We start from the raw sequence: 20404 nt of genomic DNA, 5'->3' as shown, positions 1-20404 counted from the left end.
CAATACATGACCAACCACGTCGCCCTACGAGCCGGGATCCCGCCGTTCCACGTCATGGACGTGTGGCTGGCCGCGGCCGAACGCCAACGCACACACGGGGACCTGGTCAACTTGTCGGCCGGGCAGCCCAGTGCCGGTGCGCCGACGCCGGTGCGCGACGCCGCCGTCGCCGCCCTGAACCAGGGCCCGCTCGGTTACACGGTCACACTCGGCATCCCGGAGCTACGCGCCGAGATCGCCGCGTCGTACCGCAGATACAACGTCGAGGTGAGCGTCGACGAGGTGGTGCTCACCACCGGATCGTCGGGCGGATTCCTACTGACTTTCCTGTCCTGCTTCGACGCCGGCGATCGGGTCGCGATCGCCAGCCCGGGCTACCCCTGCTACCGCAACATCCTGACCGCGCTGGGGTGTGAGGTGGTCGAGATCCCGTGCGGCCCCGAGACTCGGTTCCAGCCGACGGTCGCCATGCTCGAGGCGCTGGATCCCCCGGTGGCCGGCGTGGTCATCGCCAGCCCGGCCAACCCGACCGGCACCGTGATCCCGCCCGCCGAATTGGCTGCGATCGCCCACTGGTGTGACCAGAGCGGCGTGCGGTTGATCAGCGATGAGATCTACCACGGCCTGGTCTATCCCGGTGCGCAGAGAACCAGTTGCGCGTGGGAGACCTCGCGGAATGCCGTGGTGGTCAACAGCTTCTCCAAATATTTCGCGATGACCGGGTGGCGGCTGGGCTGGCTGCTGGTGCCCACCGAACTGCAGCGGGCGGTGGACCGGCTCACCGGCAACTTCACCATCTGCCCGCCGGCCCTGGCCCAGTATGCCGCGGTGGCCGCGTTCACCCCGGACTCGCTGGCCGAGGCCGAGGGCCTGCTGTCGCACTACGCCGACAACCGGCAACTGCTGCTGGACGGGCTGCGCGGCCTCGGCATCGATCGGCTGGCCCCGACCGACGGCGCCTTCTATGTGTACGCCGACGTCAGCCAGTACACCGACGACTCCTTGACCTGGTGTTCAAAGCTGTTGGCCGAGACCGGCGTCGCCATCGCACCCGGCATCGACTTCGACACCGTGCGCGGCGGCTCGTATGTCCGGCTGTCATTCGCCGGCCCGACCAGCGACATCGAAGAAGCTCTGCGCCGGATCGGTGCCTGGCTGGCTTAGCTCGACGCTGCGACGGCCTTCAGATCGGCACCGTCCACGTCGGCCAGGTCGATGCCCTTGGTCTCCCTGGCGAAGTAGACCGCGATCAGGGTGATCACCGAGGCCCCGGCCAGGTAGATGGCAATCGGCACCGATGAGCCATAGACGTCCAGCAGTCGTACCGCGATGATCGGCGCCAGCGATCCCGCGACGATCGCGGTCACCTGATAGCCAAGGGAGACACCGGAATAACGCATCCTGGTGGGGAACATCTCCGACATCATCGCCGGCTGCGGGGCGTACATGAAGGCGTGGAACAGTAGGCCGATCACCACGGCCGACATGATCACCAGGTGGTTGGTGCTGTCCATCATCGGGAACGCGAAAAACCCCCAGGTGCCGGTGGCGACCGTGCCGATCAGGTACACCGGACGCCTGCCGATGCGATCCGACAATCTTCCGACCAGCGGGATGGCCACCAGGTGCACGGCATGGGCGACCAACAGCCAGCGCAGGATCGCGCCGGTGTCGGCGTGCGCCTGCACCTTCAGGTACGTGATCGAGAAGGTGACGACCAGGTAGTACATGATGTTCTCGGCGAAGCGCAGACCCATCGCGGTCACCACCCCGCGCGGGTAGCGTCGCAGCACTTCCACGGCGCTGAACGACGACGCCTTGATCTGCTCTGCTTCCTGTTGCGCCGCAACGAAGATCGGCGCATCGGTGACCTTGGTGCGGATGTAGTAGCCGATGAGCACCACTACCGCCGACAGCCAGAACGCGACCCGCCAGCCCCAGGACAGGAAATCTGCGTCCGACAGGGTGCTGGTCAGCACCAGCAGCACGACGGTGGCCAGCATGTTGCCGACGGGAACACCGGCCTGCGGCCAACTCGCCCAGAAACCCCGGCTGCGGTCGGGACTGTGCTCGGCCACCAGGAGCACCGCCCCACCCCATTCGCCACCGACGGCGAACCCCTGGAGGAAGCGCAGCACCACCAGCAGGGTGGGCGCCCAGGATCCGATCTGCCCGTACGTCGGCAGACAACCCATCAGGAAGGTCGCGACACCGACGAGCAGCAGCGAGAACTGCAGCAGCTTCTTGCGGCCGTACTTGTCGCCGAAGTGGCCGAACACGATGCCGCCCAACGGCCGCGCCACGAACCCGACGGCGTACGTGACGAACGCCGCCAGGATCGCGTCGAGGTCGCTACCGGACTGCGCGAAGAACACCTTGCTGAAAACCAGCGTCGCAGCCGTGCCGTACAGGAAGAACTCGTACCACTCGACCACCGTGCCGGCCATCGACGCGATGACGACGCGTTTCAGGCCGGAGGTTGGTGAGAGGCCCACGGTGGCATCGCGATCGGCAGCACACATGGTGTGTGAGTATGCAGGCCGGTGCAACCCCGCGGTGGGCTAACCCTGAATCAGCACTGCGCCGGTGGCAGCCTGAACCTCGTCGAAGGTGAGGCCCGGAGCGGCTTCTACCAGGGTCAGCGTGCCGTCGTCGGAGATGTCGATGACGGCCAGATCGGTGATGATCCGGTGGACGACGCGTTCTCCGGTCAACGGCAGCGTGCAGCTTTCGACGATCTTCGGCTGCCCCGACTTGTCGACGTGTTCCATCAGGACGATGACCCGGCCTGCGCCGTGGACGAGGTCCATCGCCCCACCCATGCCCTTGACCATCTTCCCGGGCACCATCCAGTTCGCCAGGTCACCGAAGCGCGACACCTGCATGCCGCCGAGGACCGCGACGTCGATGTGGCCGCCGCGGATCATCCCGAAGGACAGCGCCGAATCGAAGAATGCGGCCCCGGGGAGCACCGTCACGGTTTCCTTGCCCGCGTTGATGAGGTTGGCGTCGATCTGATCGGCGGTCGGGTACGGGCCCGTGCCGAGGATCCCGTTCTCCGAGTGCAGCGTGACATGGACGTCGGGGTCCAGGTAGCCGGGAATCAGTGTCGGGAGGCCGATTCCGAGGTTGACGTACTGACCGTCGGACAGTTCGCGTGCGGCCCGGGCGGCCATCTGCGCACGGTTCCAACCTTTGGTGATCACCGAACCGGTCATGCGGACACCTCCGTCTCCTCGCGCACGGTGCGCTTCTCGATACGCTGCTTCTGCGGTCCGGTCTCGACGACCCGCTGCACGAACACACCCGGTAGGTGAACCGCTTCCGGGTCCAGTTCGCCTGGCTCGACCAGCTTTTCGACCTGGGCGATGGTGATCCGGCCGGCCATCGCGACCAGCGGGTTGAAGTTCATCGCGGTCTTGTCGAACACCAGGTTGCCGTGGGTGTCACCGACGGCGGCGTGCACGAGGGCGAAGTCGGCGTTGATACCGGTTTCCATGACGTAGCGCCGGCCGTTGAACTCCCGGGTCTCCTTGGGAGGCGAGGCGACCGCGACAGAACCATCGGCCGTGTACCGCCACGGCAGCCCGCCGTCGGCGACCAGCGTGCCCACCCCGGCCGGCGTGTAGAACGCCGGGATACCGGCCCCACCGGCGCGCAACCGCTCGGCGAGTGTGCCCTGCGGCGTCAGCTCGACCTCAAGCTCGCCGGCCAGGTACTGCCGCGCGAATTCCTTGTTCTCCCCGACGTAGGACGCCGTCACGCGTCGGATGCGCCCGAGGCCCAGCAGCACACCGAGACCTTCACCGTCGACACCACAGTTGTTGGAGAACACCGAAAGATCTCCGACGCCGGAATCAGCCACCGCCTGGATCAGGCTGTCGGGGATGCCGCAGAGTCCAAATCCTCCGACGGCCAGCGAGGCGCCGGCGCCGATGTCGGCGACCGCCTCGTGGACGTCAGCCACCTTCTTACCGGCCATACTCCATGCTCCTACGTCTGTCTGTGGGTCGCTTGCCTAGGCGAGAACATCATCATCAACTGCTCAACGCAAGCCCCTGCCGGTCAATGATGGTGTTCTGTCCGCTCAGGTGACACGGAACGGCAGTGGCGTCCACTGAGTGGACGCTACAGTCTGTAGTTGTGGCTGAAGGTGGATCCGGCACGCCGGTGATCACGCGGGCTGCGGCGATCCTGCGCGGGCTCGCCGATGCCCGCTCGGACGGAGTCACCACGACCGAGCTCGCGCGCTCGACGAACATGCCGCGCGCGACGGCGCACCGCATGCTGACCGCGATGGCCGGCGAAGGCCTTGTCGACCGGGCGGCCGACTCCGGGTTGTGGTTTCTGGGCCCGGAGGTCTATCTACTGGGCTCGGTGGCGGCCGCCCGGTACGACGCGGCACCGCTGGCCACCGACATCCTCCGCGCCCTGACCCGGGACACCGGGGAGAGCGCCTTCCTGTCTGCCCGGCGCGGTGACGAATCGGTCTGCGTCAGCGCCGAAGAAGGCAGCTTTCCCCTGCGCTCCCACGTGCTACATCCGGGCAAGAGGTTCCCGCTGGGTGTCGCGTCGGCGGGAATCGTCATGCTTGCCCACCTGTCCGATCCGGAAATCGCGGCGTATCTCGATCGGGTCGATCTGACCGCGGATTGGGGCGAAACGCATTCGGCCGCCCAGCTTCGACGCCGGATCCAGCAGACCAGGCTCAAAGGGTATTCGGTCAACCCGGGCCTGGTCGTCGAGGGCAGTTGGGGCATCGGCGCGGCGGTGTTCAACGAGCTGGGCCAGCCCATGTGGGCGTTGAGCCTGACCGGCGTGGAGATACGTTTCGGGGCGCAACGCCAGGCTGCCCTCGGGGAGGCGCTGTTGCTTGCTGCGCACACTCTCGGCCAACGCCTCAAGCGCAAGCGGTAGCCGGTATCGGCTGATTGCTTGCGAACCGCCCCTGATGTTGCTGCAGTGGGGGGATGCCATTCATCGAGCACGGTCGCGGTCGGGCCTACTGCCGGCACTGGGCCACACCCGAACCCCGCGCAGCCGTCATCTTCCTGCACGGATTCGGTGAACACACCGGCGTCTACCACCGCTACGGTTTCGCGCTCAATGCTGCGGGCATCGACCTGTGGGCGGTCGACCAGTTCGGGCACGGCCTGACCCCGGGAACCCGAGGGGATTTCGGCAGCATCGAGGACAGTTCGTCGCTGGCCGAGGCACTGACGGCACTCGCCGAGCAGGAGACTCCGGGCATACCACTGGTGGCACAAGGACATTCATTCGGCTCGGTGGTGACCCTGTTCCGACTACTCGGTGAACCGGCCCGGTACCGGGCCGGCGTCATCTCCGGCGCCCCGCTGGTTCCGATCCCCGAAATGCTCGACACGAACACCTCATTGGACCTGGATCCGAACTGGCTCTCGTCCGATCCGTTCTACCTCGACAGCCTGGAGAACGACCCGCTGGCCTTCGTCGACGCCGACGGGGCTGCGCTCACCCGCGAGCTGGACCGGGCCTGGGACCGGTTCGGCGCCGAGCTGCCCAAACTCACCGTGCCGACCCTGGCCCTGCACGGATCGGCCGACGTCATCGCCCCGGCCGGTGCGGTGAGGGCCTATGCCGAACAGATAGAACCGCTGCAGTTCAAGGAGTTTGACGGCGGCCGTCACGACATCCTCAATGAGTCCGCGCACCGCGAGGTCGCTGCGGACATCGTCGAATTCCTCGACGGGCAGATCCGCTAACGTCCCGCGTCGTAGCCCGCGGTGAGCCAGTAGACGGTCCGGTCCAGGCTGGGCAGGATCTCGGTGATGTCGATCTCGCCTGCGGTGAAGCGGCCGACCAGTCCGAACACCAGACTCGTCACGATGTTGTCGAGATCGTGGACGAAGGTCTCGTCGACCCCGGACAGGATGGACAAGCCAGCAGGCACCACGGCGTCGAGGCCGCGGCGCACCAGTCGGTCCCCACCCGGCGCCGCCCGGGCCCGCGAGTAGGCCCTGAGCATGTCGGGGTGCTTCTCCCAGGGTTCGAAGATGATGCGGAACATCCGCATCAGCGCCTCGTACAGCGACTCCTCCGGCCCGCGCGTCTGACCGGCCACTCCCGAATACCGGTTCTCCGCCATCCAGGAGTCGAGCGCGGCCAGGATCAGCTCGTCGCGGGTGGAGTAGCGCTTGTAGATCGTGGCCAGCGAGGTCTTGGCCCGGCGCGCCACCTCGCGCAGTTGCACGGCCTCATAGCCCTCGGACTCGAGGATCTCCACGACGATGCCGAGGATCCGATCACGCTCATCTGCCACTTCGAGAACACCCTTGCCGCCGGAGAGTAACCACGTTACCGTACCGCTGTAACACGGTTACACCCATTCGAGCGAAGCGAGGATCAATGGGGAATCTGGACGGAAAAGTCGCCTTCATCACCGGGGTAGCCCGAGGTCAAGGCCGCAGCCATGCGGTAGCGCTTGCCAGTGAAGGCGCCGCCGTCATCGGCATCGACATCTGCGCGGATATCGCATCCAACCCGTACCCGATGGCCAGCCGCGACGAGCTCGACGAGACCGTCGCCCTGGTCGAAGCGGCCGGCGGCAAGATGCTCGGTTCGGTCGCCGACGTCCGCGACTTCCACGCCGTCAAGAGCGCACTCGATGCGGGGGTCGAGCAGTTCGGGCGGCTGGACATCGTGCTCGCCAATGCCGGCGTCGCCCCCACCGCGTTTCGTGAGGTGACCATCGAAGAAGACCTCGAGATGTGGTCCGATGCGGTCGGCGTCAACCTGGTCGGCTCGTTCCACACCGCCAAGGCCGCCATTCCCCACCTCATCGCAGGCGGGCGAGGCGGGTCGATCGTGTTCACGAGTTCCACGGCCGGACTGCGCGGCTTCGGCGGCATGCAGGGCGGCGGCCTGGGCTATGCGGCGTCAAAGCACGGCATCGTCGGACTGATGCGCACTCTGTCCAATGCCCTTGCCCCGCACAGCATCCGGGTCAACACCGTGCACCCCACCGCGGTGAACACCATGATGGCCGTCAACCCGGCCATGACGGCCTTCCTGGAGAACTACCCCGACGGCGGTCCGCACCTGCAGAACCCGATGCCGGTCTCATTGCTCGAGCCCGAGGACATCAGCGCGACGATCAGCTACCTGGTCTCCGACGCTGCCAAATACGTCACCGGGGTCACCCTCCCCGTCGACGCCGGCTTCACCAACAAACTCTGATGGGGCGCGTCAGCGGCAAGCGCGTGCTGATCACCGGCGCAGCACGCGGCATGGGCCGAAGCCACGCGGTACGTCTCGCCGAGGAGGGCGCCGACGTGATCCTCGTCGACATCTGCGAATCGTTGCCCGAGGTCGAATATCCGTTGGCCACCCGCGATGAGCTGGACGAAACCGCCCGTCTGGTTACCGAACTCGGCCGTCAGGCGCTGCCCTATGTGGTCGACGTCCGTGACGGCGGGGCGTTGAGCGCCGCGGTGGCCGACGGAGTCGAGAAGCTGGGCGGCCTGGAGGCCTCGGTCGCCAACGCCGGGGTTCTGACCGCGGGCACGTGGGACACCACCACCGCGGAGCAATGGCGCACCGTCGTGGACGTGAACCTGATCGGCACCTGGAACACCTGCGCGGCCGCACTGCCGCATCTGGTGGAACGCGGCGGCAGCCTGATCAATGTCAGTTCGGTGGCGGGGATCAAGGGCTCACCGCTGCACACGCCCTACACGGCATCCAAACACGGCGTGGTCGGCCTCAGCCGTGCCCTGGCCAATGAGCTTGCCGCGGTGAATGTCCGGGTCAACACTGTGCATCCCACCGGGGTCGCCACCGGACTGCGGCCCGACACCCTGCACACCCTGATCCATGAGACCCGTCAAGACCTGGGGGCGATCTTCCAGAATGCGCTGCCGATCCAGATGACCGACGCGCTGGACATCAGCAATGCGGTGCTGTTCCTGATCTCCGATGAAGCCCGCCACGTCACCGGGCTGGAGTTCAAGGTCGACGCCGGGGCGACGATCCGATGACCGCCTCCGATACCCGCGCCGAGCGGGGCAGGCGCGAGTTCGCCGAGGTGATGACGTTCGCGGCGCCTTCCGACGATTCCCCGGCGACCGCGAACCTGATCGACTTCGTGTTCGCCGAGGTATGGCCGCGGGCCGCCTTGAGCCGCCGGGATCGGCGATTCGTCACGCTGCCGTGCGTCGCGGCGGCCGATGCCGACGGGCCGTTGCGCGACCACGTGTACGCCGCACTCAACAGCGGCGATGTCTCCATCGTCGAAATGCGGGAAACCGTCCTGCATTTCGCGGTGTACGCCGGCTGGCCCAAGGCCTCGAGGTTCAACGGCGTGGTGGACGAGCAATGGGAGCGCATTCACCACGAACGCGGTCTCACGCCGCCGGCACCGAGTCCGCTCCTGCCGCTGACCACACCGAGTGATCCAGAGGACCGCTTGGCCTGCGGCGAGCAGTCCTTCCGGGACGTCAACTGCATGCCATACACGCCGATTCGGGACAATCCCTTCTCAGGTGCCGGCATCCTCAACTTCGTCTTCGGGGAGATGTGGTTGCGCCCCGGACTCGGGATGAAGGAACGTCGACTGGTAACGGTGGCCTGTGTGGCGTTTCAGGACGCGCCCATTCCAATCGTCAGCCACGTCTACGCCGCGCTCAAGAGTCGCGACGTGTCTTTCAAGGAAATGGACGAACTGGCATTGCATTTCGCGGCCTATTACGGATGGCCCAAGGCCTCGCACCTGAACCAGGTGATCGGAGAGCAGAAGCAGCGGGTGTTGCAGGAATGGGAAGCCGAAGCGTGATCTTCGAGCACATCTACCCGGCGACCGGCCAGCCGAATGGGACGGTGGACCTGGCCGGTGCCGCCGAGATCGACGACGCGGTCCAGGCCTCGGCGAAAGCGCAGCGGGAGTGGGTCTCGCTGACCGTCGACCGGCGTCGGGACCTGCTGATCGGCCTGGCTGACGTGGTGCACGAGCACCTTGACGAACTCGCGAAACTCAATGTGGCCGACTACGCGGTGCCGATCTCGTTCGCCGGCACCGCAATGCTTCTCGAACGGTTCCTGCGGCATTTCGCGGGCTACACCGACAAGCCACACGGAGTGACGACCCCGGTCAACGGGTCGTTCGACATCAATCTCGTCGAGCGCGAGCCATACGGCGTCGTCGGGGTAATCACTCCCTGGAACGGCTCTCTGGTCGTCACCGGATCGTGCGTTGCCCCGGCCCTGGCCGCCGGCAATGCCGTCGTCCTAAAGCCTTCGGAGCTCGCACCGTTCGCGGCGCTGCGTTTCGGTGAACTGTGCGTCGAGGCGGGGCTACCCGAGGGACTGGTGACCGTCGTCCCCTCTGACGCCGAGGGCGGCGACGCCCTGGTCCGTCATCCCCGCATCGGCAAGATCGCCTTCACCGGCGGAGGCGCGACGGCACGGAAGGTATTACGGTCCGCCGCAACGAATCTCACCCCGGTGGTCACCGAGTTGGGTGGCAAATCAGCCAACCTCATCTTCGCCGACGCCGATCTCGACCTCGCCGCCACGCTGTCGGCACATCAGGGCCCGCTCATGCAGGCCGGGCAGAGCTGTGCGTGTGCGAGCCGGATACTCGTCCACGATGCCGTTTACGACGAATTCCTGGAGAAGTTCCTCGGCGTCGTCAGCGCAGCCCGCATCGGTGACCCGATGGATCCCGCGACGACGTTCGGTCCGGTGATCAGCGAGGCCGCGGCCGACCGGATCCTGTCAGCCGTCGACACCGCATTATCCAGCGGCGCGGGTGAACTGCTGTTAGGCGGCAAACGGATCGGAGGCGACCTCGCCGAGGGCTACTACGTCGAGCCGACGGTATTCGGCGGCGTGGACAACGCCTCGGAACTCGCGCAGCTGGAGACCTTCGGCCCGGTGGTATCGGTGATGCGGTTCAGCGACGAAGAGGACGCGGTACGGATCGCCAATGACACCCCGTACGGCCTCAACGCCTTCGTCCAGACGACGGATCTCAACCGTGCGCACCGGGTGGCCCGGCAGCTGGAATCCGGGTCGGTTTGGATCAACCAGTTCAGCGACATCTCACCACAGGGTCCCTACGGCGGTTACAAGCAGAGCGGTTCGGGACGCACCGGCGGTATCGAGGGACTCAACGAGTTCCAGCAGGTGAAGAACGTCCGTATCGCCGTGCGTTGATACGGTTTGCCGGTGAAGTTCAGGACGAGAACTTCCGGATCGGCAATGCATTTTCGCGTCGAGAACACCACCCGGCTGCTGGGCCTGGGCGCCGACCCCAACCCGGTCGACAACGTCGGGATGACGCCGCTGCACTTCGCTGCGCAGAGCGACAGCGTCGACGTCGTGAAGATCCTGCTCGACGCCGGCGCCGACGTGAATGCCGTAGCCGAAGACCGCCACACACCGCTGTATCCGGCGGTCCGCAACACCAACGGGAAACGTGCCGACATCGTGGCGCTGCTGATGGCGGCCGGCGGTGCTGAGATTCATTGCCCCCTTCGGAGACACCGAACTGCGCGACATCATGACCCAGTACGGGTACCGCGGCTAGCCTTTCGCCGGGGTAAACGTGATGTGTAGTTCAGTGAGACCCCGCAGCAGGAACGTCGGCTCGTAGGCGTAGTTCCGCTGCCCGGCCGGGCCGTGTGCCGACTCGTCGATGGTGATGTCACGCATGCGATCCAGCAGGCGTCGGACGGTAATCTGTCCTTCCACCCGCGCCAACGGGGCGCCGGCGCACGTGTGGATGCCGCGCCCGAAGGCGATGTGCTCGCGGACGTTCTTGCGATCCGGGCGGAACACGTGGGGATCATCGAACTTTCGGGGATCGCGGTTGGCCGCGCCGAGGCACAGCATCACGATGGTCCCCGCCTTCAGATGGACGCCGCCGAGCGTGGTGGTCTTACGGACCAGCCGGAAATCGATCTTCGTCGGCGAATGCATCCGCAGCGCTTCCTCGATGAAAGTCGGGATGCGGTCGGGGTTCTCACGCAGCATCTGCTGGTATTCGGGGTGGTCCCCCAGCGTCTGCACCGCGGCGGTGAGCAGCTTGGTGACGGTCTCCTGCCCGGCGGCGAACAGGAAGGTGGCCGGCTTGACGACCTCCAGGAGTTCCGGCGTCGAGCCGTCGGGGTAGGTGGCGGTGGCCATGCCGGAGAGCACATCACCACGGGGCTCTCGCCGGCGCTCGGCGAGGTACCCGGCGAACTTGTCGTCCAGGTACTGCAGCGGGTCGAGGCCCACCGGCTCGCCGTCGAGTGCCCCGACCCGGTTGCCGTCAGGCCGCTCGGCACCAAGTGCGGCAAGGAATTCGGGGCGATCTTGCTCGGGGACCCCCAAGAGATCGATGATCGCCGAAGTGGCGAAGGGTTTGGCGTACTCCGAGAGGAACTCGCATTTCCCGTTCTCGATGAACTGGTCGAGCTGGTGGTCGACCAGCTGCCACATGTAGTCCTCGTTCTCCTTGAGCCGACGAGGCGTGAGCAGCCTGCTCAGCAGCGAGCGGGCCCGCTCATGCTGCGGCGGGTCCATCACCACCATGTGCTCGTGGATCGGGAACAGATGGCGGTGCGCCTCGATCTGCTCGCTGATGTCGTCACCCTCGGGCTCGAACGGCAGCGGCGGGAACAGGCCGCCGATCGCGTTCACGGCTGAGAACGACCCATGGTCCTTGAAGGCCGCCATGACTTCCTGGTAGCCGGTCACTGCCACCACACCGTGATGCGGTTCGGCGAACACCGGCCCGTTGCTACGCAGATATTCGTAGTACTCGTACGGATCCTGGGCGACGGCCGGGTCGGCGAAGTAGTCGACGGAGGCGAAATCGGTCATGGCTCACTGGCCTTTCGTGCTGATGTCGAGCAGGCTGATCGCCTGGCGCGGACAGGCGTCGACGGCGGATTTGACGTTGTCCCAGGTGTCTCGATCCCACGGTCCCTCCGCCTCGGCGGCGCCGGCCACCTCGTCGTCGGACAGGTCGAACACCTCGGGGGCGAGCTGGATGCACAGTGCATGGCCCTCACACAGGTCGGCGTCCACCCGGACCCGGGCTGTGGTCAAATCTTCGGGCATCTGATTCCTCAGTTCTAGATTTGATCAATCGATCAAATCGTTAGGATGGCTCATGCTTACCACCCCCGGCCTTCGGCGGTCAAGGATCTCACTTGGCGATAAACAACTGTTGTCGGGCAATGATTTTCGGAAGCAACACTGATGCCGGCCGCACGCGCCGCCAAAGAGAAGGACGCGGGCACCCGTCGGCGCCTGATGGAGGCAACCGCCCAGGTCATCCGGGACGAGGGGTACGCCGCGGCCACCACCCGGCGAATCGCGGCCGTCGCCGGCGTGCGTTCGGCGCTGGTCTACTACTACTTCGACACCCTCGACGACCTTTTCGTTTCGGTGCTCCGTAGCGGCGCAGACGCGGCGCTGGCCCGGCTGCGCGAAGCCGTCACCGCCGATGATCCGCTCCGGGCGCTGTGGCTGATCAACTCCGACTCCAGGGTGACCGGGCTCAACACCGAGTTCATGGCGCTGGCCAACCACCGCAAGGAGATCGGCGCCGAACTCAAGGCCTACTCCGAGCGGGTCCGCGACATCGAGGCCACGGCCATGGCCGGGGTGCTGCGCGCCCACGGTGTGGACATGGATGAGTTCCCGCCGGTCGTGATGTCGATGCTGCTCACCCAGTCCGCCCGCAGCCTGTGCAACGAAGAGGCGGTCGGCGTGACCGAGGGCCACGCCGAGTTCCGCGCCTTCGTCGAGCGGTTCCTGCGCCGGTTCGGCAGCGATCAGGCCGCTACTTGAGCATGCTGCCCGCATCCACCGTGACCGGCAGACCGGTGATGTAACGGGCCTCATCCGAGGCCAGGAACAACACCGCATTACTGATGTCGACCGGCTCGACCCAGCCGATCGGAAGCACGTGCATCAGCTGGGCGACCACGGCCATGTCGTCGGGACCCGGGTTCTCCAGGTCGGGACGGAACAGCTTCATCGTGCCCTCGTTCATGAACATCGGCGTGTTGACGTTCGTCGGGCACACCGAGTTGACCCTGATCGAGTGCTGCCCCAATTCCACCGCGAAGCTGCGCATCAGACCGATCACCCCGTGCTTGGCCGCGATGTAGTGACCGGTGTGCGGGTAGGCCTTGAGCCCGCCGACCGAGCTGGTCAGGATGATCGAACCGCCACGTCCACCGGAAAGAATGTGCGGCACTGCGGCTTTCACAGACTTCCAGACGCCGGACAGGTTGACGCCGATCATGTCGTCCCAGTCGGACTCTTTGGTCTCGTGCAGGACATCGCCACCGTTGCCGATGCCGGCGTTGGCAACCACGATGTCGAGACGGCCCAACTGCTCGACACCGCTGTCGACGGCCTCCTTGAGCGCAGCGAAGTCACGGACATCGACCTCGGTGGTGACGATGCGGCGATTGAGACCCTTGACCAGATCCGCCGTCTCGGCAAGGTCGTCCGGCGTGGACGCCGGAATGGCAGTGGTGTCGGTGACCGGGCCGCAGACGTCGACCGCGATGATGTCAGCACCCTCTTGCGCCAATCGCAGTGCATGACTGCGTCCCTGTCCGCGCGCCGCACCGGTAACGAAGGCGACTTTGCCCTCTACCCGACCAGTCATGTGTGTCCTCTCGCCGATGTTTTGATCGATTGATCAAACTTTGGCAGAGCACAAGATGTTCGTCAAGAGCTGGTTTGATCAACTGGTCAGCTTTGGAACGCTTCCGACCGCGCCCCGATTTCTACCGTGGGGTCGTGATCCGCGTCGGCGAGCAGCCCAGGCGCAGAAAGCGGCGAGCGGTAGCGCGGCCATCCGTCCAAACGTAACTGGGCCCCACCCTGACGGATGGGGCCCAGCTACACACCGTGCTACCTACTAGGACTCAGAGCTCGAGTTCCCCTTGGAATCGCTGGACTTGCCGGCATCGCCGCCCTTGGTCTCCGTGGCTTTGGTTTCCTTCGAGGTGGCTTTGGTCTCCTTCGAGGTGACCTTCGCCGCCTTGGACTCCTTGGCTTCCTTCGCCTTCGCCTGCCTGCCTTCCTTGGCCTCACTGACCTTGGCCTTGATCCGGTCCGCGATCTTGGTCTTGCCCTTGGTCTTCGCCTCGTCCTCGGTATTGACCGACGTGCCGGTGACCGACGTGCCGGTTGCCGACTCGGTTGCCGGGCCGGACACGGAGCCGGCAGCAGCCTCATCCGTGGCAGCCGGAACGGCAGCGACGGCAGGGGTCTCAGCCTTCAGCGACGCGGCAACCGGGGCCTCAACCTTCGGCGCCTGAACCTTCAGCGCCTCGACGGCCGGGGTCTCGACGTTCACAGCCTCAACAGCGGGCGCGGGCAGGGCCGCAGGTGCCGGACTGCTCAGGTCAGCCGCAACCCGCTGCGTCGCGGTGCCTTCCGGGGTGTTGTCGATGGCCGCGGCAAGCTTCGCCGGGATGTCCACGAACAGACTCTGCAGCAATCCGCCGACGACCTTGACGCCCGGTCCGGCCTGGCCGGGGACGGCGAACCTGATCAGGCCCGGCCACTCGGTGACGCCGCCGGCACCCTCCTCATCGGCGTCGGCATAGTCGAATCCGTTGAGGAAGGCGTTGGCCAGCACGCCCGGCGTGTTCGCCAGGACGTTGGCCGCCCCCTGAATGTCCTGGGCGGCCACACTCGTGGAGAACGCCTCACCGACTCGGGAGAGCTCGAACATCGTCCCGCTGACCGCGCCGAACGCACCCTGGAACACACCGCTGACGAGCACGCTCGAGGTGAAGGTCGCGCCGATCAGATTCGTGAAGTTCTGGGCGATCTGTTCCGGAATTCCGGTCAGGTACTCGGTACCGCCGCGCGGGATGCCCGAAAGGATGAACCCGGGGGCGATCAGCGGGCCGAAAGCGCCCTGGAACGCGTACAGCATGGAGTGGTTGAACCACTCGTACGCGTCGCCGATCTCGCCGGCCACCAGGTGGGCCTGCGCTTTCTCCAGCATCACCTTGCCCTTGGGGCCCTCGTACCACGTCTTCAGCGAGGCCGGGACAGCCTCGAACGCCGCGCCGAACTTCGCCGCGTAGCCCAGTTGGTTGTCCAGCACCTGGCTCAGCAACGGGGCCGGATTGGCGGCGAGCGCTGCGCCCAGCCCGGTGAGGTTGGTGAAGGTGTTGTTGGCCAGCGCTCCGTAGATGACGGTCGGCGAGGCGGTGGCGTCCATCACGGCCGTCAGATCGTAGGCAAGGGTTTGGGCCTGCTGAACGACCACCGAGTTCTGGGCGACCGGGGTTACCGCGATGGCGCCGGCACTGACCATGGCGACGCCGGCGAGAAGGAACTTGTCCTTGCGACTGACCGCCGGGGTTTCACCGGAGGAGAGGGCGGGAAGGTGCACAAAAACTCCCTGAAAGCTGATAGTTGACTGAGGAACGACCAGAAATTAGCTTAGGTTTGCCTAAATTGCAATAGGTATGCCTACCCTGAGTTCCCGCTTGTCAATGCACGCGAAAGGTGCCGTAAACGCAGCCTGGGCACCCTCCCGAGGGAGAGGGCCCAGGCTGTGTCAACGACGAAAAGTCAGAGCCAGGTATCAGGCGTGGTGGCGGTGAGGAATGCGTCCAGATCATCACGCCACTGCGCCGGAGTGTTCTTGTCCGGCTCGATCCCGGTGTACTCGCCGCGGTAGAACAGCAGCGGCCGGGGCTTGCGTTTGGGGACCTCGGACAGCGAATGCACCGCACCGAACACCACGAAGTGATCCCCGCCGTCGTGCACGGAATGGACGTTGCAGTCGATGTGGGCGAGGCTGCCGTCAATGACCGGAGAGCCGAGTTCCGATGGCGTCCAATCGATTCCGGCGAACTTGTCCGGCGCCTTGGAGCCGAACTGCGCGGACACATGCTGCTGATTCTCGTGCAGCATGTTCACGCAGAATTTTCCGCTGGCCTCGATCGCCTGCCACGCCCGCGACTGCTTGGTGGGGCAGAACAACACCAACGGCGGATCGAGCGACAGCGCCGCAAATGACTGGCAGGCAAAGCCGATCGGTACGTCATCGTGCAGGGTGGTGATCACCGTGACGCCAGTGCAGAACTGGCCGAGCACATTTCGGAACGTGCGCGGGTCGAGCGGCTGAGCCTGGGTCATGAGAACGCCCGTGTCACTTGAACCCGACGGAGAAATCGTGGCCCCATAGGCTGACGCCCACGCTCTCGCGTGCGATCCAGCTCTCGTCCTCGACTTCCAATCCCTCACAACCGAATTCCATGTCGAACCCACCTGGGGTCTTCATGTAGAACGACAGCATCTTGTCGTTGATGTGCCGGCCCAACGTCGCCGACATCTTGACCTTACGGCGGTTGGCGCGGTCCAGGCACAGCCCGACATCGTCGGAGTTCTCCACCTCGACCATCAGGTGCACAATGCCGGTCGGGTTGGGCATCGGCATGAACGCCAGCGCGTGGTGGCGCGGATTACAGCCGTAGAAGCGCAGCCAGATCGGATCCCCGTCGGCCGGGCGACCCGCAAGCTGCGGTGGCAGCTGCATCGAGTCGCGCAGCTTGAAGCCCAGCACATCCTGGTAGAACGCCTGTGCCGCGGCATCGTCGTCGCAGGTCAACACGACGTGCCCGAGCCCCTGCTCGGAGGTGACGAACTTGTGGCCGTACGGGCTGACGAACCGGCGCCCCAGGTACTGGGCGCCGTAGAACGCCTCGAGGACATTGCCTGCGGGATCGGAGAACCGGATCAGGCCCTCGACCCGGCGCTCGCGGATCTCGTCCTTGGTGCCCTCGACGAAGTCGACGCCCGCCTTGGACAGCGTCTCGCGCAGACCTTGCAGCGCGGGTGCGTCGGCGACCTCCCAGCCGGAGATCAGTAGCCGGTCGCGGTCGCCGGGCACGATCACCAACCGGGCCGCGAAGTCGTCCATCCGCAGGTACAGTGCGCCCGGGATGCCCACGTTGTCAGGGGCCGAGCCCTCGACCATGCCCAGAACCTTCAGCCCGAACTCGCGCCAGGCGGCCACGTCGGTGGCCTCGATGCGCATGTAGCCGAGTGCCTTGATGCTCATCTGCTAACCCCCAAGGAAATCGATGGTGAGTTGGTTGAACTCGTCGAACTTCTCGACCTGAGCCCAGTGTCCACACTGCCCGAAGACATGCAGCTGGACCCTCGGAATCTGCTTGAGTGCCACCAGTGCGCCGTCGAGCGGATTGACCCGGTCCTCACGGCCCCAAATCAGCAGCACCGGCTGGCGCAGCTTGTAGACCTCGCGCCACATCATGCCGAGCTCGAAGTCCGCACCGGCGAACGACTTACCCATCGCGCGGGTGGCAGCCAGCGATTCGGGCGTGCTCGCGATGGCGAACCGCTCGTCGACCAGTTCCGGAGTGACCAGCTTCTGGTCGAACACCATGATCCGGATGAAGGCCTCGAGGTTCTCCCGCGTCGGTTCGAAGTTGAACTTCGCGAGGGCCTTGACACCTTCGGTCGGGTCGGGCGCGAACAGGTTGACGCTGAGTCCGCCGGGGCCCATCAGGATGAGCTTGCCCGCCCGGTCGGGGTAGTCCAGCGCGAAGCGCACCGCGGTGCCGCCGCCGAGCGAGTTGCCCAGCAGCGGGATCCGGCCCTGCAGACCGAGGTGGTCGAACAGGCCCAGCAGCGCCTTGGCGCTGTAGCGGTTGTACTGCTCGTGCTCGGTGTGCTTGTCCGAGTGCCCGTAACCGGGCTGGTCGACCGCGATCACGTGGTAGTGCTCGGCCAGCACCGCGATGTTGCGGCCGAAGTTCGACCAGCTCGAGGCACCGGGGCCACCGCCGTGCAACAGCACGATGGTCTGCGCGTTGGGATCGCCCGCCTCGTGGTAGTGCAGCCGCATGTCATCGCGGACCTGCGCGTACCTCGAGGTGGATTCGAACGTGATCTCTTGAGTGGCAGTCATGTATCAGACCATGGTGTCGGCCGGGGGCAGGCCGAACTCGTTGTTGCCGAAGATCAGGTAGGCACGCTCGGGATCGTTGGCCGCGTGCACCCGGCCGGCGTGCGCGTCACGCCAGAACCGCTGCACCGGAGCATCATTGGACAGCGCGGTGGCACCCGAGGCCTCGAACAGCCGGTCGATCGAGGCGATCGCACGGCCGGTGGCACGCACCTGATCGCGCCGCGCCCGGGCCCGCAACTCGAAGGGGATCTCCTCACCGGCGACCAGCAGGGCGTACTCGTCGGCGACATTGCCCGACAGCTGACGCCAGGCGGCGTCGATGTCGCTGGCAGCCTCGGCGATCCGGATCTTGGCGAACGGATCGTCCTTGGCCTTCTCACCGGCGAACGCGGCGCGCACCCGCTTGCCCTGGTGCTCGACGTGAGCCTCGTAGGCGCCGTAGGCCATGCCGACGATCGGAGCCGAGATGGTGGTGGGATGGATTGTGCCCCAAGGCATCTTGTACACCGGAGCGGTGTTGGTCTGGTAGCCGCCGGCGGTGCCGTCGTTCATCGCCTTGTAGGACAGGAAGCGGTGCTTGGGCACGAACACGTCCTTGATCGGGATCGTGTTACTGCCGGTGCCGCGCAGGCCGACCACGTGCCACACGTCATCGATCTGGTACTCGGTGCGCGGGATCAGGAAGCTGCCGAAGTCGACCGGCCGGCCGTCCTTGATGACCGGGCCGCCCAGGAAGGCCCAGCTGGCGTGATCGGAGCCCGAGGACCAGTTCCAGGAGCCGTTGACGATGTAGCCGTCGCCGGTCTCGGTCACCACACCGGCGCCCATCGGGGCGTAGGAGGAGGAGATCCGCACCGCGGTGTCCTCACCCCAGACGTCTTCCTGGGCCTGCTGGTCGAACAGGGCCAGGTGCCAGTTGTGGACGCCGATGATGCCGGCCACCCAACCGGTGGAACCGCAGGCGCTGGCCAGCCGCCGGACCGCCTCGTAGAACACCGTCGGGTCGCACTGCAGGCCACCCCACTGCTCGGGCTGCAGCAGTCTGAAGAACCCGATGTCCTCCAGCGCCTTCACGTTCGCGTCGGGCAGCTTGCGCAGATCCTCGGTCTCCTGAGCGCGCTCACGCAGCGTCGGCAGCAGTTCGTCGATGCCGGCCAGAACTGCCTGCACGTCACGCTGTTCAATGGATGTCACGGAAATGCCTCCCAAGAATCGGACTGCGATAAGCGCGAGCTGACCGCCTAGACAGAGATTAGAACACGTTACGATTTGTGTCGAGTAGGGCCTGGCAATGCAGGGCTGGACCTGGGCAAGTACGTTTTTGTAACCTGTTCTAGTTATGAGTGAAGAGAGGGGCCAGCCGTGACCGATGAGCCACTGGGCAGCCATGTGCTCGAACTGCAGGTCAGCGCAGTCATCGAGGAGACTGCCGACGCACGGTCGATCGTGTTCTCCGTACCCGATGGTCCAGGAGATCCCGCGATCCCTTCCGAAAGGCTCCGCTACTCCCCTGGCCAGTTCCTGACCCTGCGCGTGCCGAGCGACCGCACCGGCTCGGTGGCGCGCTGCTATTCGCTGTCCAGCTCGCCGGTCACCGATGACCAGCTGACCGTCACGGTCAAACGGACCGCCGACGGCTACGCGTCGAATTGGCTGTGCGACAACGCGCACGCCGGGATGAAGATGCACGTGCTGGCCCCGTCGGGGACGTTCGTGCCACGCAACCTCGACACCGACTTCCTCCTGCTGGCCGCCGGCAGCGGCATCACCCCGATGATGGCGATCTGCAAGTCGGCGCTCGCCGAGGGCACCGGCAACGTCGTCCTGGTCTACGCCAACCGCGACGAGAACTCGGTGATCTTCGGAGCGACCCTGCGCGAACTGGCCGCCAAGTACCCCGACCGGTTCACCGTCGTGCACTGGCTGGAGACCGTGCAAGGCCTGCCCAGCGCCGCCGCACTGGCCGCGCTCGTCGCGCCCTACTCCACTCGCGAGGCCTTCATCTGCGGGCCCGGACCGTTCATGGCCGCTGCCGAGCAGGCGCTGCAGCAGGCCGGCGCCGCCGACGAGCGCATCCACATCGAGGTGTTCAAGTCGCTGGATTCCGACCCGTTCGCCGCCGTGGTCATCGAAGAAGACGACAGTGACGAGGGCCCCGCCACCGCGATCGTCACCCTGGACGGCGCCACCCATGAGGTCCGGTGGCCACGGTCGGCCACACTGCTCGACGTCCTGTTGGACAAGGGCCTGGACGCCCCGTTCTCCTGCCGCGAAGGTCATTGCGGCGCCTGTGCGGTGCTCAAGAAGTCCGGGGACGTCGAAATGAAGATCAACGACGTACTCGAACCGTCCGATCTGGAAGAGGGCCTGATCCTGGGCTGTCAGGCCAGACCGGTGTCGGATTCAGTCGAAGTCACCTACGACGAGTAACGAGCGGATACCTTTCTTGACGATGAC

22 protein-coding genes are annotated in these 20404 nt (G+C 65.8%); 10 read left to right on the top strand and 12 right to left on the bottom strand.

What is annotated here, in order from left to right; translation table 11 throughout:
- The first annotated feature begins 6 nt into the window (after positions 1 to 6).
- Positions 7 to 1164: a pyridoxal phosphate-dependent aminotransferase gene (locus G6N44_RS20935; protein ID WP_163667097.1), complete on the top strand. Its 1158-nt coding sequence runs from the start codon at positions 7 to 9 to the stop codon at positions 1162 to 1164.
- Here the strand turns inward: G6N44_RS20935 and G6N44_RS20930 are convergent.
- From G6N44_RS20930 to G6N44_RS20920, 3 genes are read right to left on the bottom strand one after another with little or no spacing between them, the layout of a single operon-like run.
- Positions 1161 to 2522: an MFS transporter gene (locus G6N44_RS20930; protein WP_163667094.1), complete on the bottom strand. Its 1362-nt coding sequence runs from the start codon at positions 2520 to 2522 to the stop codon at positions 1161 to 1163. The genes G6N44_RS20935 and G6N44_RS20930 overlap by 4 nt on opposite strands.
- A gap of 39 nt (positions 2523 to 2561) precedes the next feature.
- Entirely contained in the window at positions 2562 to 3218 is a 657-nt protein-coding gene (locus G6N44_RS20925) for a 3-oxoacid CoA-transferase subunit B (protein WP_163667091.1), read from the bottom strand.
- Positions 3215 to 3982: a CoA transferase subunit A gene (locus tag G6N44_RS20920; protein ID WP_163667088.1), complete on the bottom strand. Its 768-nt coding sequence runs from the start codon at positions 3980 to 3982 to the stop codon at positions 3215 to 3217. The genes G6N44_RS20925 and G6N44_RS20920 overlap by 4 nt, the downstream gene beginning before the upstream one ends.
- 161 nt (positions 3983 to 4143) lie before the next feature.
- Here G6N44_RS20920 and G6N44_RS20915 point away from each other — a divergent pair, with 161 nt between their 5' ends.
- Together G6N44_RS20915 and G6N44_RS20910 are read left to right on the top strand one after the other, a co-directional pair.
- Positions 4144 to 4917, top strand: a complete 774-nt coding sequence (locus tag G6N44_RS20915; RefSeq protein ID WP_163667085.1) for an IclR family transcriptional regulator — start codon at positions 4144 to 4146, stop codon at positions 4915 to 4917.
- 53 nt (positions 4918 to 4970) lie between these two features.
- Entirely contained in the window at positions 4971 to 5741 is a 771-nt protein-coding gene (locus G6N44_RS20910; RefSeq protein ID WP_163667082.1) for an alpha/beta fold hydrolase, read from the top strand.
- Here G6N44_RS20910 and G6N44_RS20905 read toward each other — a convergent pair.
- Complete coding sequence (locus tag G6N44_RS20905; RefSeq protein WP_163667080.1) at positions 5738 to 6298, bottom strand: TetR/AcrR family transcriptional regulator; 561 nt, start codon at positions 6296 to 6298, stop codon at positions 5738 to 5740. The genes G6N44_RS20910 and G6N44_RS20905 overlap by 4 nt on opposite strands.
- 86 nt (positions 6299 to 6384) lie before the next feature.
- Here G6N44_RS20905 and G6N44_RS20900 point away from each other — a divergent pair, with 86 nt between their 5' ends.
- The 5 genes from G6N44_RS20900 to G6N44_RS20880 are packed head-to-tail and all read left to right on the top strand — an operon-like array spanning position 6385 to position 10593.
- Positions 6385 to 7215 (top strand): mycofactocin-coupled SDR family oxidoreductase, encoded by an 831-nt coding sequence (locus G6N44_RS20900; protein ID WP_163667077.1) that lies wholly within the window; start codon positions 6385 to 6387, stop codon positions 7213 to 7215.
- Positions 7215 to 8015, top strand: coding sequence for a mycofactocin-coupled SDR family oxidoreductase (locus G6N44_RS20895; protein ID WP_179964424.1), 801 nt, complete (start codon positions 7215 to 7217; stop codon positions 8013 to 8015). Before G6N44_RS20900 ends, G6N44_RS20895 begins: the two co-directional genes overlap by 1 nt.
- Positions 8012 to 8809, top strand: a complete 798-nt coding sequence (locus tag G6N44_RS20890) for a carboxymuconolactone decarboxylase family protein (RefSeq protein WP_163667074.1) — start codon at positions 8012 to 8014, stop codon at positions 8807 to 8809. Before G6N44_RS20895 ends, G6N44_RS20890 begins: the two co-directional genes overlap by 4 nt.
- Positions 8791 to 10191 carry an aldehyde dehydrogenase family protein gene (locus tag G6N44_RS20885; protein ID WP_235682828.1) on the top strand — a complete coding sequence of 467 codons (1401 nt, stop codon included), beginning with the start codon at positions 8791 to 8793 and terminating at the stop codon, positions 10189 to 10191. Before G6N44_RS20890 ends, G6N44_RS20885 begins: the two co-directional genes overlap by 19 nt.
- 45 nt (positions 10192 to 10236) lie before the next feature.
- Positions 10237 to 10593 (top strand): ankyrin repeat domain-containing protein, encoded by a 357-nt coding sequence (locus G6N44_RS20880; protein WP_163667071.1) that lies wholly within the window; start codon positions 10237 to 10239, stop codon positions 10591 to 10593.
- Here the strand turns inward: G6N44_RS20880 and G6N44_RS20875 are convergent.
- Entirely contained in the window at positions 10561 to 11844 is a 1284-nt protein-coding gene (locus G6N44_RS20875; protein WP_163667069.1) for a cytochrome P450, read from the bottom strand. The two genes, G6N44_RS20880 and G6N44_RS20875, sit on opposite strands and share 33 nt — an antisense overlap.
- A 3-nt stretch (positions 11845 to 11847) precedes the next feature.
- Entirely contained in the window at positions 11848 to 12084 is a 237-nt protein-coding gene (locus G6N44_RS20870) for a ferredoxin (RefSeq protein WP_163667066.1), read from the bottom strand.
- A gap of 141 nt (positions 12085 to 12225) precedes the next feature.
- Here G6N44_RS20870 and G6N44_RS20865 point away from each other — a divergent pair, with 141 nt between their 5' ends.
- Positions 12226 to 12819: a TetR/AcrR family transcriptional regulator gene (locus tag G6N44_RS20865; protein ID WP_055117939.1), complete on the top strand. Its 594-nt coding sequence runs from the start codon at positions 12226 to 12228 to the stop codon at positions 12817 to 12819.
- Here the strand turns inward: G6N44_RS20865 and G6N44_RS20860 are convergent.
- The 6 genes from G6N44_RS20860 to hsaA all read right to left on the bottom strand — a co-directional run bounded on the left by G6N44_RS20860 (position 12812) and on the right by hsaA (position 19141).
- Positions 12812 to 13651 (bottom strand): mycofactocin-coupled SDR family oxidoreductase, encoded by an 840-nt coding sequence (locus G6N44_RS20860; protein ID WP_163667064.1) that lies wholly within the window; start codon positions 13649 to 13651, stop codon positions 12812 to 12814. The genes G6N44_RS20865 and G6N44_RS20860 overlap by 8 nt on opposite strands.
- 255 nt (positions 13652 to 13906) lie before the next feature.
- Positions 13907 to 15400: a hypothetical protein gene (locus G6N44_RS20855; RefSeq protein WP_235682827.1), complete on the bottom strand. Its 1494-nt coding sequence runs from the start codon at positions 15398 to 15400 to the stop codon at positions 13907 to 13909.
- Between the two features lie 182 nt (positions 15401 to 15582).
- The gene (gene hsaB, locus G6N44_RS20850; RefSeq protein WP_055117943.1) at positions 15583 to 16152 is read right to left on the bottom strand and encodes a 3-hydroxy-9,10-secoandrosta-1,3,5(10)-triene-9,17-dione monooxygenase reductase subunit; all 570 of its coding nucleotides are present in this window, start codon (positions 16150 to 16152) and stop codon (positions 15583 to 15585) included.
- A gap of 13 nt (positions 16153 to 16165) precedes the next feature.
- Entirely contained in the window at positions 16166 to 17077 is a 912-nt protein-coding gene (hsaC, locus tag G6N44_RS20845; RefSeq protein ID WP_163667061.1) for an iron-dependent extradiol dioxygenase HsaC, read from the bottom strand.
- Positions 17078 to 17080: 3 nt separating this feature from the next.
- A complete protein-coding gene (hsaD, locus tag G6N44_RS20840) occupies positions 17081 to 17947 on the bottom strand; it encodes a 4,5:9,10-diseco-3-hydroxy-5,9,17-trioxoandrosta-1(10),2-diene-4-oate hydrolase (RefSeq protein WP_163667059.1) in 867 nt (288 codons plus the stop codon).
- 3 nt (positions 17948 to 17950) lie between these two features.
- A complete protein-coding gene (gene hsaA / locus G6N44_RS20835; RefSeq protein WP_163667057.1) occupies positions 17951 to 19141 on the bottom strand; it encodes a 3-hydroxy-9,10-secoandrosta-1,3,5(10)-triene-9,17-dione monooxygenase oxygenase subunit in 1191 nt (396 codons plus the stop codon).
- A gap of 168 nt (positions 19142 to 19309) precedes the next feature.
- Here hsaA and G6N44_RS20830 point away from each other — a divergent pair, with 168 nt between their 5' ends.
- A complete protein-coding gene (locus G6N44_RS20830; protein ID WP_163667055.1) occupies positions 19310 to 20377 on the top strand; it encodes a ferredoxin--NADP reductase in 1068 nt (355 codons plus the stop codon).
- Positions 20378 to 20404 lie beyond the last annotated feature (27 nt).

This window comes from Mycolicibacterium alvei, assembly GCF_010727325.1.
Lineage (GTDB): Bacteria > Actinomycetota > Actinomycetes > Mycobacteriales > Mycobacteriaceae > Mycobacterium > Mycobacterium alvei.
The sequence above is the reverse complement of the archived record's forward strand: the minus strand, read 5'-3'. Positions and strand labels throughout refer to the sequence as shown.